The sequence below is a fragment of the Peribacillus sp. FW305-BF15 genome (assembly GCF_058783805.1).
Genome location: NZ_JBYSYV010000022.1, coordinates 60,915 through 74,162 on the forward strand (window position 1 = coordinate 60,915; position 13,248 = coordinate 74,162).

Here is a 13,248-nt window from a genome sequence, read left to right on the forward strand (position 1 = left end):
GGAATCATAATATATCGGTTTATTTATTCCCCCATTTATCCTCGAAAATAAGTTCATCCATCAGCCTTCTTTTTTCCCAATTAGCAAGTTCAAGTATGGGTTTATCCGGATATTGATCCGTATAGCCAATCGACAGGAGTGCAACAGGTTCTATATGCGGCGGAATCTCCAAAATATCACGAATATCATTTTTCTTATAAAAGCTTACCCATCCCATTGCCAATCCTTCCGCATAGGCAGCCAGCCACATATTTTGAATGGCGCAGGCAGTGGATAGGATATCGGTTTCCGGAATGGAGTTCCTCCCTAAAACATGGGAGCCCCCCCGTGTCGGGTCGCATGTAACACAAATTGTATACGGTGCTTCTTTTAACCCTTCCACTTTCAAACTAAGAAACTTATTTTCTTTACCTCCTTCATAATGAATGGCTAGGGCCCTTCTTTCTTTATCCGCTGCCCATGCCAAACTGTTCTTGGTTTCCTGAGACGAAATCACGATGAAACTCCAAGGCTGCATGAATCCTACAGACGGCGCATGATGTGCAGCATCCAAAATTCTGCGGAGTATATCCTTTGAAATGGGCTTTGGCAAAAAACTCCTGATATCCCTACGGTTATAAATGGCTTTATATACGGCAGCTTGTTCTTCATTAGTAAACATAGTTTCCCCCCTATTTCCGGCTCCCCGGAAATTTATCTAAACATACAATACATTTTATAGGTAAACCCTTACAATTAAAATATCCGCTGGCTCAGCTCATTCCGTCCACAACAAGATCCGCTCTTTCTTGAGGCCTTTGCACTCCCACATAGAGATCTTCATGAACCATCCAATTATCCTCCCACATTTGACGCGCATCTTCACCATCCCGCTCAAGGCCACGTTTCAAACGCTGATCACGGGGACATTCCACCCAAATCGTGAAATCATGGTACCCTGCCAATTCTTTACGGATTGAATACGTTCCTTCTATAATCACAAGGCCCCCAGCAGGAACTTCATGCCATTCGGCCATAGTGTCCGTTTCCCAATCATACCTTTGATATCTTGCTTCCTTCCCCTTTGTAAGCGGTTTTAGGATTTGGTTACAAACCCGTTTCCAATCATAATCCGCCCCGATAGGCTTTTGGGATGGAGGCAGTTGAACCCTTTCCGATGACGGCAAATAAAAATCATCCATATGAACGGCCACGCTACCTGGACATTCTGCTTGGATACGGGCAGCGAGTGTACTTTTTCCAGATCCACCCCGGCCATCTATAGCCAATATATAGAGTGAGCGTTTTTTGGAAATTTCGTGAATTTCAGCTATAAGACTGCTGATCGTATACTGTCCATTAAGTGTTGGAAAGTTCATAAGCATTCCCCCCTATATACTTATTTCTATTAATCCTCCCTTAAACTCCTTCCTTGAGGGGGATAATTTAAAAAAATAAGAAGAAGGTGCTGATATTGAATAAAAACCAATTTGCCCCCAGCTTCATGTCTGATTAAAGAAACAGAGGAGGAAAAGGGCCCCTTTCCCTCCACTTCATGGAGAAACTGTCTACGATCAAACGGCTAGACTTTCCATGTAATGGACTTGAAAACTTCTTGTTATAGACATATATATCGGAGAAAGGCCTTCGAATGTTCGAATGCCGACTTGATGCAATGTCATATAATGACCATCGATTTGAATAGGCCATTCGGATCTGCGATTGAAACCTGATCAGATCTGCCGAAGAAAATGATTTGGCTGATACCGACCTCTTTCTCGCAGATCCTGAACTTCAACTTAGCCCCATGGATACTAATGGCCGCTTCCCAATAGGTTTTCCTGTTCTGCGAGCATTACGGCTATCTTATCCTGGATTGCCGTAATGCCTTTTTCTTCTACAAAATTATTCAAAATGATTGAAAATATGATTTTTTCCCCTCTTTTGGTCGTCACATAACCGGATAAGGAGCTCGTACCTGAAATTGTCCCTGTTTTCGCGCGGACATTCCCGGCTGCAAGTGTCCCTTTCATCCTCTTTCTAAGAGTACCGCCCACCATCCGATTTTCGTTGCCTGCAATCGGTAAAGCATTCAAGTAAGCAGGAAACCACGTTTTTTCTTGAATGGCATACAGCAGCTTCGTTATTTCATTCGCTGGAATCATATTGACTTGGGAAATTCCAGACCCGTCACGCATCATGATCGTTTGCATATCGAGACCCATACTCTTCAGCTGATTTCGAGCAACCTTCAAACCATCCTTCCAGCTTCCCTCCCCATCTGCCTCTTTGCCCATTTCCTTCACCAAAACCTCGGCATGGCTGTTATTGCTCAATTTCATGAAAGGAATAAGCAGCTGTGAAAGCTGCATGGACTGATGAGTGGCAATCATATGCGCTCCTACTGGCGTTTTCCCTTTTTTCCTTTTTCCTAACACTTTAATTCCATGTTCCTTCATTGATTTTTCAAATAGGCTCAAGGCATATTCTGTGGGATCTTCCACTGAGACCCACTCTTTGGTCACCTCGGCATCTTCCGGAATGGTCCCGGTCACCGTAATGACTTGTGTGCCATGAGACCGTTCGATTTCAATCTTATTATTAGCATCTGCCGATACAGTTTTCGTTTTGTTGATGACCTTCACGTGATCGGTTTCAGGCTCCAGCTTTACCGTTGCACTCTTTCCAGCCTTTTCCCCAGGAGCTAACTCCACGATGATGGTACCGGTATCGTAATCTTCATTCGGGGAAGCAGTTAAAGCCGAAACGGCTGCACCGTAATATTCCTGTTCATCGCCCCAAACTAAGTCTTGAGAATAACGAACATCATCATACCAAGAATCGTCCCCTATAAGATCCCCGTGAACGAACTTGACTTGCCTTTGCTTCAGTGAAGCTGCCAGCTCATCAAAATCCTTTTCCAATAATGTGGGATCCCCTTTTCCCTTCAGGTATACATTGCCCTGCAGAACATGGCCAACCTGCACTCCTTTTATGTATAGTTCCGTTTGAAAAGTATGATCTTCCCCTAAAGTTTCCAGCGCGGCTGCTGCTGTCAAAAGCTTAAGATTGGAAGCAGGCCGCAATCTCGTTTGCGATCCCCGTTCATAAATCATTTCCCCCGTTTCAGCTGAACGGATGGAAATTCCCGTCAACGCCCCAGCCAATCCTGGCGATTGCTCCAATATTCGTTGAATTTCCTGCCCTAGGTTTCCATCATCATTTGCAGCCTGCATCGACTCTCCATTAAAAAAACAAATCAAAAACAGGAAGAATATAAAACTCAACTTCCTTTTATACGTCAAACCTATCACTCCCACTCTAGAAACTCACCACTTCTATCTTGTCCATTTTTCGGTCATATAAAAAGAAAAGATCCACTAGAAAGCTCCTTATTTATACATACTCGGGAAACTGCAGGATTATTCGCCCGCCACTCCACGGTATGCGGCTGCATAGTTTCTATACATATACCTTTAATAGGGAACTTTTTTGCAAGATAATCCGTATAAGTATAAAGACATAGTAAGGAGTGAATATATGTATTCCAAGATACAGCCACCAACGAAGAAAATATCCAAAGAATCAGTGAAGGTGTGGCGGATAACTGAAGCCATTACCAATCTCATTATCCTCGCCGTCCTTGGCCTCCTATTATTTGTTGATGATTATTTCACTTGGAAAGAATGGATTGGATGGATTTTAAACGGACTTATCGTATTATCTTTTTTCCATGCTATCTGGTCCATCTTCATTGAACCGATACTTTTGCAAAAGTATTGGCGATACGACGTGAACGAAGAATTCATTCAAACAAAACGTGGAGCCTGGAATGAAACGCATGAACTCATTCCGATGACGAAGGTTCAATCCGTCAAATTGAACCAAGGACCGTTTTTGCGAAAATACAACCTTTATTCCCTAAGCATCGGAACAATGGGCGACTCTCATGACATACCGGCCATCCCCGAGAAAGAGGCGTATGAATTACGAGATAAAATTGCCCATTTCGCAAAAATTAAGGAAGTGGATTAATGATGGAAGAACACGCAAAACGATTACACCCTTTCAAAATCCCTTTCGAATTTTGGAAATTGCTGAAGGGGAATGTATTTTTCATAATCATGCTTTATGTCCTGAATTTCGGTTCTGAAAAGATGTATATGAAGGTACTCCAAATCGGCTTTCTAGTTTATTTGGTTTGGAAAGTCATTTCTGTCATCCTTAGATGGTATACATACAAATACCAAATCAAAGAAGGTACCTTATACATCACTTCAGGGCTTGTCTCGAAATCGTATCGAACTGTCCCGCTTCATAAGGTTCAGAATGTCCAGCAACGCACGACGTTATTTCATAAGATTTTCAGATTGACCTCTTTAACATTCGAAACGGTGATGACTGGTGATCAGGGTAGCGTACCTTTCGAGATGATTTCCCGAAAAGAAGCCGAACGGCTTGAGGGGGAATATGCCTCAAAACAGGAACTTCCGGTTATTGATATTTCCGAAGAACGAATTGCTGAGGATATGGAACCAGCCATTGAAAAAACGATCCATTTCACTCCTAGCAAACATGATGTGCTGAAAGCTTCCTTTACATCACTCAGTTTCCTGGCTCTTATCCCGATATTGGCTACGTTATATAATACACTCGATGATTTTATTGATTTGGAGAACACCGAAGGGTTTCTTGCCAAGTTATTGGATACATGGTGGATCATTACCATCGTTATTGCAGGCCTCATATGTGTCGCCGTTGCCTTCGGAATCGTTTCCACATTCGTTAAATATGGAAAATATGAAATTTCATCCGATCACGAGCGCATATATATCAAGAAAGGTGTACTGGACGAATCCGCTTTTTCCATTCGGAAAGAAAAAGTACAAGCAGTCGAAATCACCCAATCAATCATTAAAAGAGTGCTGGGGTTGGCAGAAGTGAAACTGATCAGTGCAGGAAGCACCGGTGATGAAGAGCTGGAAACGAACACCCTCTATCCCTTTTTATCAATTGAACGGGCATATGGGATGGTAGAAGAGATTTTACCCGCTTACAAAGTGGAACGATCAATGAGGTCACTATCGAAACAGGCCTTCAAAATCCGAATGCTGCGACCTAGCTTTTTCTGGATTCTCACAACATTGGCGATTTATTATTTCAAACCCTCCCTATGGTATATCTCGCTGATTCTACTCGTCCTCATTTATACATTGAGAATAATGGATTACAAAAATAGCCGTTACTTGTTAAATGATGAGTTCATTCAGTTCAAATCCGGAAGTTTGGAAACATCACTATTCATTACCAAAAGAAGCAAGGTCATTCAAATTGAGGTGGAACGTTCGAAGCTGCAAAAGTTTTTCGGGCTTGCCACAATTGAAACGATCAACCGCTCCAAGCCTGTACACCATACAAAGCTCCAAGATGTATCCGTTGAATATGCAGACGAGTTTTACACATGGTATATGGACAGGACAAAAAATATCCAATTCGAATAGTATTCAATGAATGAAAGAGTTGACCATGGCAGTCAGCTCTTTTTTTATCCACTATATTCCACCCCCTTCCCACCTTTGCACTTCACGACAAAATTAATATTGGAATTTTCTAACTTGTCCCTTCAAAAAAAGCGAAAGAAGACCGAAATATCAAATAGAAGTCAAAATTAATTAGAAGTATATAAGGAGAATTTTACAGATGAAAAGACTGACAGACTGGTATTTTAATTCGCTAAAAAAACAAATATTGATTCCCTTTTTAGCTTTGATCATGATAAGCGGAATGGCCATTTCCTACATGAGCTATAAAAATAGTATCGAGTTGACGACCCAGGAAATTACCGGATCGACGGAAGAGCAAGTCAAGTCAATGAACGATTCTTTCGAGACCTTCTTTCAAAAAACGGAAAATCAATTGGATAGGATCAGTAAGTATCCTATCATGAGTACTTATGATAAGAACCCCGAATCCATAATGGATGAGTTTTCCCATACACAGTCAAGCAGTTCTGAAATAAATGGTTTATACCTTGGCACCGAGAAAGATGGAAAAACATTAATATTCCCTAAAGCGGATTTGCCGGCTGACTTCGATCCGAGACAAAGGGATTGGTATCAATCCGCATTAAAACAAAAAAACAAGACCATTTGGACGGAACCTTATACTGATCAGGCTACGAATGAACTTGTCATTACGGCAGCAAAGGTCATATATGATGATCGTGATGAATTAATAGGCGTGCTAGGTGTCGACATCTCAATCGATACATTGATCACGATGGTCAATCAAACGAAATTCGGCGAAACGGGCTATACGGTTTTGCTTGATCAGAAAGGGTCATTCGTTACACATCCAGACAAGGAAAAAATTCAACAGGATCTATCAAAGGAAAATATTTTCAAAAAAATGAAAGGTGAATCCGGATCAATGATCGAGGAATTTGAAGGGAAGAGCCGGATCGTCGGATACGCCACAAATCCTACCACCGGATGGAGAATAGCAGGGGTAATGGAGGAAAATGAAGTGAAAGTCCGGGCAAGCCCGATGATAGTCGAAAATGTCATCACACTGTTGATTGTCTTTACCGTCACTGCACTATCTGCCATCTTCATCACCCGTTCTTTAACGAATCCCATTAAAAAGCTGCAGGAATCCATACGGAAAATGGCTGACGGCGATTTCACCTCCTGGAATTCCATTTCCAGAAAAGATGAGATTGGCCAACTTGCAGAAGATATCAGCTTAATGACCAGGAATATGAGTCATATGTTAGGGGTTGTCAACAACCTTTCCGATAAAGTATCGGATTCCTCCATGACGCTAGTGGCCAGTGCCGATGAAAATTCAGCGGCAGCTAACGAAGTGGCCATGACGATGGAACAAATAGCAGCCGGTGCCATAGACCAAATCGAAGTCGGGCAGAATAACGAAATGGCCGTAAAGCTATTGGCTGACAAAATCAATGAGCTTGAGGCGCAAACGGGAAAAATGGCCACGGAATCCGAAAATATGTTCAAGGCTTCCGAAAACGGAATCACTCAAGTACAAGGCCTGAAACAACAATTCAATGAAACGTCCCAGATATCCAATAAGATGAGCACGGCAGTCAAATCATTGGATGCACGATCCAATGATATCAGTGCGATCGTAAAAACCATAAGCGGGATTGCAGGACAAACGAATTTACTCGCCCTGAATGCTGCCATCGAAGCAGCGAGGGCTGGTGAACACGGAAAAGGGTTTGCTGTTGTTGCCGATGAAGTGAAGAAATTGGCCGAACAAACGGAAAAATCACTGAAAGAAATCTCTGAAATCATTCAAGCCATGCAAACAGATACAACCAATACCGTTCATTTGATTGGTCAAGTCAATCAAAAAATCCATCTTCAGGATACTTCTGTAACGGATACGGAAAATGCTTTCAGTCACATTGCATCCATCATCACGACCACATTCAGCAATTTTGACGAAATAAAAGAGATGATGAACGATATGGTAAACGAGGTCACACGGATGGCGGGCAATGCAGAAAAATTAAATTCAATCAGTCAGGAAACTGCGGCAGGAACTGAAGAAGTATCAGCTTCCGCAGAACAAACGAATGCTTCCATGGAACAATTAAATGCCCTGGCTAATGAATTGGATGCCCTATCCCAGGAAATGCACAAAGAAATAAAGAAATTCACATTCTAATCAAAAAAAGGACGGCCCCCTAAGGGATCCGTCCTTTTTAAAAGTACGACTTATAGAGTTCTTCTGCCATTCGTCAGCGTTTCATCGGTTTCGGTTATTCCCGAGTAAGAAGAACTGGATTTTCTAGCATCCGAATCGACTAACACAAGCAATTTGCCGCTCTTTACATCCGCTTCATAACGATTCGCTTCGTCTTCAGGTATGCCCATTCCGATTAATGTACCGGCCAATCCTCCTGTTCCAGCGCCTACAGCCGCTCCGGCTAATGTTGCAGCAAGCGGTCCAGCAGCCAGTACCGGCCCGATTCCCGGAATCGCCAACGCACCCACACCTGCCAATAACCCGGCAGCACCGCCCAAAATGCCTCCAGTCGCCGCACCAGCTGCGAGCCCCTCTTCAACTTTTGTACCCGTTTCTTCATTCACTGCATTTAATTCTTCTTTATCTTTAGCTACAACTGAAATATCTTCACGATTATACCCTTGGGCCTGTAATGACTCAACAGCCTTTATGGCTTCTTCTCCAGTTTCATATACACCAATTATACGTTTATCCATATCTATCATCCTCCTTAAAGAATGTAAATTGTCGCTCCCCCTTTACATACCCCAGGGGATGAAAATGCTAAACGTTATTTAACAGGAAAATATTTTCGAGTTAACCCTTACTCAGAAAGGGTATATATAATAGTAGTATGCATATTTTTAGGAGGTTTTCTTTTTGCTCATCGAGTTACTTAAAGATTTAGTATCCATCGACAGTTCATCGAAAGAAGGAGCCAACCAAGCGGTAGATTACTGTGCGGACTGGCTTAAAGATCAAGGACTTAACGTGAATGTGATCGTAAATAACGGTTATAAAATGCTTGTTAGCGAGATTGGCAGCGGAGATAAAACCCTAATTTGGAATGGCCATGTCGATGTTGTCAGCGGTACGCCGGATCAATTTTTTCCTGAGGTTCATGAAGGAAATTTATATGGACGCGGAACAGCCGATATGAAAGCTGGGGTTGCAGGGATGATGTGTGCATTTACCGAACTGAAAGATAAGGACTTAGGTTTAAAAATCCAGCTACAGATCGTATCGGATGAAGAGATTGGCGGGTTGAACTGTTCCGGATATTTAGCGAAACATGGTTATCGGGGGGACTTTGTAATTTGTGCTGAACCGACGCAATTGGGAATCGGACTCCAGGCAAAGGGTGCCCTTCGTCTCGATATTGAAGTATCCGGCAAATCTGCACACGGAAGCCGTCCATGGGAAGGCGTGAATGCAATTGAAAAGTCCTATGATCTCTATCAAAAAATAAAGGAACTTCCATTCACCCGGGATCATACTCCCCTTTACTCTTCCCCTTCACTTAACCTAGCAAAAATAAAAGGCGGGGATGTCTATAATAAGGTACCGGATGCTTGTTTGCTAAGTCTTGATATTCGTTATCTTCCTACGCAAACAATGGAAGATATCATTGCTCAGATCGAAAGTGTGACAGGAAAAAATGTTCACCTTAATATGTACAGTAAACCTGTAAAAACCGAAGAGTCAGACCCATTCATCACTTTGCTCCGACCGATTATCGAAAGAAACACCAAGCAAGACGCTGTCATTTTCGGACAACATGGCTCCGCAGATACCGTCTTTTTTGCGGCATATGATATCCCAGCGATTGAATTCGGACCAAAAGGCGAGAACTGGCATGGAGATAGGGAATGCGTCAATCTTGAATCAGTAGCAGTCTATCAAAAAATGCTGGTCGATTTCGCTTCTGAATTTGCTTTACATTAAGCCAAATCATGAAAAAAGCCGGCATCACATATAGACAAAAGGAGGTCTATCTACATTTTAAAAACAAAGTTGATTGAAACGAAAGGTGCGAGACTCCTGCGGGGAAAGCGCGTCCAAGGGAGACCGCACAGCCGCAAAGGCGCCGAGGAGGCTCCCGGACCGCCCGCGGAAAGCGAGTGCCTGGAGTGGAAATCAATGTTCGAATTTTAACAAGCTCTCAAAAAAATTAGACAAACTCGATTTTCATCGATTTTGTCTACAGTTTGAGCCGGCATCACATAGATGTCGGCTTTTTCCATGTTCCGCATATCCTCTCCTACTAAAATAAACAGCATTCAATCGTCTAATATTACGTTGTTTTTTTACAAAATATACAGGACTTTAAAACCAGGGATTTCACATCCATATATTACCTAATTAAACAGGATACGCCATTACATCAACACTATTTAACAAAAAAACGCTTATACTGACATAATAAATAATATATTTACATTTAATAGATAAGTACTTTTGACCTAGTTTATATTACATTTATTTATCAAGGGAAACCTTTTTGTAACACAATTACTATTCCACCGAAACATTATTGTCATAAAGACCTGTTATTCTAAGTCTACGATTTAAAACAAAGGAGACTATTCATTTTGAAAAAAATACTACTTCCACTATTCACTGCTTTCTTTTTGGTATTTAGTTTTTCCGGAGTTTCATCGGCTGCTACTACTACATACAAAGTTAAAAGCGGCGACACACTATGGGGTATCGCCAATAAACATAATATAACAGTCAATCAACTCAAAAGTTGGAACAACCTGAAAAAAGATAACATCCATCCAAAACAAGTTTTAAAGGTCAAGAAAACATCGACCTCTGCTAAACCTAAAGCTAAAGCAAAAACATCATCATCATCCAAGAAATATAAAACGATCACGGTGAAGGCAACAGCTTACACTGCGAACTGCAAAGGCTGCAGCGGGATTACAGCATCTGGTCTTAACTTAAAGAAAAACCCTAACGTAAAAGCCATCTCGGTCGACCCTAAGGTCATTCCACTAGGAACAAAAGTTCATGTAGAAGGATACGGGGATGCCATTGCGGCAGATAAAGGCGGCGCAATCAAAGGGAATAAAATTGACGTCTTCTACTCTTCTCACTCAAAAGCTATCAATTGGGGCAGAAAAACCGTTAAAGTAAAAATCTATAAATAATGATAAGCACCAGCCTGAAACCTTTCAGGCTGGTCTTTTGTTTTTCCCATTCTTACAAACATCTAAACAACCAGTTGACCTTCAAACGGAAATATTTACTGAAATTTCAGTCAATGTTATGATTAGTACATCTTAATCAAAAGAGAGGTGTGCGCTTTGAATATTGTCATTATAGGGGCCGGGGCACTGGGCTCCTACTTTGGGGGCAGGTTGCAGCAGGCCGGACAGGATGTTCAATACCTTGTCCGAAAAAACCGCGCCAAACAATTGAAGGAAAACGGGATCAGCATAACCAGCCCACATGGAAACTACCAATTCAACGACCTTCATATCACAGAGAATGTAAATGACATCGAAAAGGTCGACCTCGTGATTCTCGCCGTAAAAGGCCAGCATCTGCAAGGCACCCTTACAGATTTAAAGGTGCTTGTTGAAAAGGGCGCAAAGGTTCTCCCGCTTTTGAATGGATTGGAGCATATATCCATTTTACAGGAGGCGCTGGGCGATGAAGCCGTCTTGGGGGGAAGTGCCTTCATCATCGCCACCCTTGATGAAAAAGGGCATGTCATTCACTCCAATGAAAATCACGATTTAATCTATGGCCCGCTTCATCCGTCACAAAAAAAGATATGTGATGAATTCGAACAGGCGGCGGGATCAGCTATCATGAAGGTAAGCAGAACGGAAAACATATTGATCAGGATGTGGATCAAATACATGTTCATCACCGCGTTTTCCGGTGTGACAACAGCATCGAACCTCCCTATCGGCACGATACGGAGATACCCGGAAACCAATGGATTGCTAGAAAAGGTCCTTGTTGAAATGAAGGAGCTTGCAAATGCTTATGACGTCGGAATTACTGTGGAGAATATTGCTCAAGCGTTGGAAAACATGGCAGGCTTACCTGATGAATCCACCTCTTCGATGCACCAGGACCGCCGGAAGGGCCTAACCCTCGAAGTGGAACATTTACAGGGCGGTGCACTGCGCCTAGCCGACAAGGTCGGTTTGAAACTTCCTGTGATCGGAACCCTATATGCACTAATAAAACCATTTGAAAATTGATTTTCGCCAATACCGGTGCTCCACCGGTATTTTTTTTTACGGCTTAGTAATCTCTTTATATCCTAATCTTCACTTTTAATTCCTCTTCAGTTATTCAAAATCCCCAAGACCAAAAAGAACAAAAAGAAAACAATATCACCAAAAGAATATTCTGATTCTTTCTTCTGTTACACTATTATCAAGTTAAGAAAGCGCTATCATATAACAAAGGAGAATGCCCCTTGAAAATATTAAAAAATTTAACAGTTCAGGTCATCATCGGTATCATTCTGGGTATAACAGTCGGTTTCTTCTTCCCTGCTTTCGGTGAACAACTAAAGATATTGGCTGATTTATTTATTAAAATGATTAAAATGGTCATCGCACCAATCATCTTCTTAACCGTCGTAATCGGAATCGGCGGTATGGGTGATATGAAAAAGGTTGGCCGCATCGGCGGAAAGGCCCTGCTTTATTTTGAAATCGTTACCACTTTCGCACTTGCCATCGGAATCATCGTGGTCAATCTGCTGGGACCTGGTAAAGGCTTTAACATCGATTCAGTCGAGGGCGGAGATGTATCACAATATACGACAGCCGCTTCCGAAACGGAACATGGCGCCGTTGCTTTCATTTCTAATATCATTCCTGATAATGCCGTTGCCGCACTGGCTGGCGGAGACTTACTCCCTATTCTATTCTTTGCCGTATTATTCGGATTATCGATGGCAGCAATGGGACCGAGAGTGCAGCCAGTCGTTTCTTTCTTTCAGCATATTGCCGACATTTTCTTCGGCATCGTCGGTATGATCATGAAAGTTTCTCCATTGGCCGCATTCGGAGCAATGGCTTATACAATCGGTAAGTTTGGCCTTGGTTCTTTATCCTCGTTAGGACAATTAATGGGCAGTGTTTATATCACAATGGCACTTTTCATCGTTCTTATCCTTGGCTCGATTGCAAAAATGTATGGCTTTAATATTTTCAAGTTCATTGCCTATATAAAAGAAGAGATCCTCTTAGTTTTAGGAACCTCTTCATCGGAATCCGCCCTGCCAAGCGTGATGAAAAAACTCGAAAAATACGGTTGCTCAAAATCGGTAGTCGGTTTGGTTGTCCCAACCGGTTATTCTTTCAACCTTGATGGCACCTCCATCTACTTATCCATGGCTGCGATTTTCATCGCCCAAGCCTATGGTGTCGATTTAAGCATCTGGCAGGAATTGACCCTTCTAGGAATCTTGATGTTAACATCCAAAGGTGCTGCCGGTGTAACGGGATCCGGTTTCATCACACTTGCTGCAACATTAGCTGCCTTCCCAATGATTCCAGTTGAAGGAATGGCATTACTGCTTGGAGTCGACCGCTTCATGTCAGAAGCACGCGCCATCACCAATCTAATCGGTAACAGTGTCGCTACGGTGGTCATTTCTAAATCAGAAGGTGAATTCAATCCAAACCAAGCCATCTCAGATGATATGAATGAAGTGGCTGTTTCATCGGAAAAATAATCGAACCTTGAATGAAGAGG

Annotated in this window: 11 protein-coding genes; 7 read left to right on the plus strand and 4 right to left on the minus strand. The window is 42.2% G+C overall.

All coding sequences use genetic code 11. From position 1 onward, the window contains the following. Window positions 1–19: 19 nt before the first annotated feature. The 3 genes from bluB to dacB all read right to left on the minus strand — a co-directional run bounded on the left by bluB (window position 20) and on the right by dacB (window position 3,215). Window positions 20–661, minus strand: a complete 642-nt coding sequence (gene bluB / locus AC3WLU_RS20625) for a 5,6-dimethylbenzimidazole synthase (protein WP_063577443.1) — start codon at window positions 659–661, stop codon at window positions 20–22. A 91-nt stretch (window positions 662–752) separates the two neighbouring features. Continuing rightward, on the minus strand, window positions 753–1,358 hold the full coding sequence (locus tag AC3WLU_RS20630) for a uridine kinase family protein (RefSeq protein WP_063577444.1): 606 nt from the start codon (window positions 1,356–1,358) through the stop codon (window positions 753–755). A 435-nt stretch (window positions 1,359–1,793) separates the two neighbouring features. After that, window positions 1,794–3,215 carry a D-alanyl-D-alanine carboxypeptidase/D-alanyl-D-alanine endopeptidase gene (dacB, locus tag AC3WLU_RS20635; RefSeq protein WP_459564344.1) on the minus strand — a complete coding sequence of 474 codons (1,422 nt, stop codon included), beginning with the start codon at window positions 3,213–3,215 and terminating at the stop codon, window positions 1,794–1,796. A 304-nt stretch (window positions 3,216–3,519) separates the two neighbouring features. On the opposite strand from dacB, the gene AC3WLU_RS20640 reads away from it, so the two are divergent. The 3 genes from AC3WLU_RS20640 to AC3WLU_RS20650 all read left to right on the plus strand — a co-directional run bounded on the left by AC3WLU_RS20640 (window position 3,520) and on the right by AC3WLU_RS20650 (window position 7,674). Further along, window positions 3,520–4,014 (plus strand): PH domain-containing protein, encoded by a 495-nt coding sequence (locus AC3WLU_RS20640; protein WP_063577446.1) that lies wholly within the window; start codon window positions 3,520–3,522, stop codon window positions 4,012–4,014. Further along, complete coding sequence (locus AC3WLU_RS20645) at window positions 4,014–5,480, plus strand: PH domain-containing protein (protein ID WP_492597822.1); 1,467 nt, start codon at window positions 4,014–4,016, stop codon at window positions 5,478–5,480. Before AC3WLU_RS20640 ends, AC3WLU_RS20645 begins: the two co-directional genes overlap by 1 nt. Window positions 5,481–5,679: 199 nt before the next feature. Continuing rightward, on the plus strand, window positions 5,680–7,674 hold the full coding sequence (locus AC3WLU_RS20650) for a methyl-accepting chemotaxis protein (protein WP_492597823.1): 1,995 nt from the start codon (window positions 5,680–5,682) through the stop codon (window positions 7,672–7,674). Between the two features lie 50 nt (window positions 7,675–7,724). On the opposite strand, the gene AC3WLU_RS20655 is transcribed toward AC3WLU_RS20650, so the two are convergent. Then, entirely contained in the window at window positions 7,725–8,231 is a 507-nt protein-coding gene (locus AC3WLU_RS20655; RefSeq protein WP_048685038.1) for a general stress protein, read from the minus strand. Between the two features lie 163 nt (window positions 8,232–8,394). On the opposite strand from AC3WLU_RS20655, the gene AC3WLU_RS20660 reads away from it, so the two are divergent. From AC3WLU_RS20660 to AC3WLU_RS20675, 4 genes are all read left to right on the plus strand, one after another. Further along, window positions 8,395–9,459 (plus strand): M20 family metallopeptidase, encoded by a 1,065-nt coding sequence (locus AC3WLU_RS20660; RefSeq protein WP_492597824.1) that lies wholly within the window; start codon window positions 8,395–8,397, stop codon window positions 9,457–9,459. Between the two features lie 647 nt (window positions 9,460–10,106). Next, the gene (locus tag AC3WLU_RS20665; RefSeq protein WP_063577450.1) at window positions 10,107–10,670 is read left to right on the plus strand and encodes a 3D domain-containing protein; all 564 of its coding nucleotides are present in this window, start codon (window positions 10,107–10,109) and stop codon (window positions 10,668–10,670) included. A gap of 156 nt (window positions 10,671–10,826) precedes the next feature. Further along, window positions 10,827–11,738, plus strand: coding sequence for a ketopantoate reductase family protein (locus tag AC3WLU_RS20670; RefSeq protein ID WP_264640195.1), 912 nt, complete (start codon window positions 10,827–10,829; stop codon window positions 11,736–11,738). A gap of 221 nt (window positions 11,739–11,959) precedes the next feature. Continuing rightward, window positions 11,960–13,228 carry a dicarboxylate/amino acid:cation symporter gene (locus tag AC3WLU_RS20675; protein WP_057278594.1) on the plus strand — a complete coding sequence of 423 codons (1,269 nt, stop codon included), beginning with the start codon at window positions 11,960–11,962 and terminating at the stop codon, window positions 13,226–13,228. The last annotated feature ends 20 nt before the right edge of the window (window positions 13,229–13,248 follow it).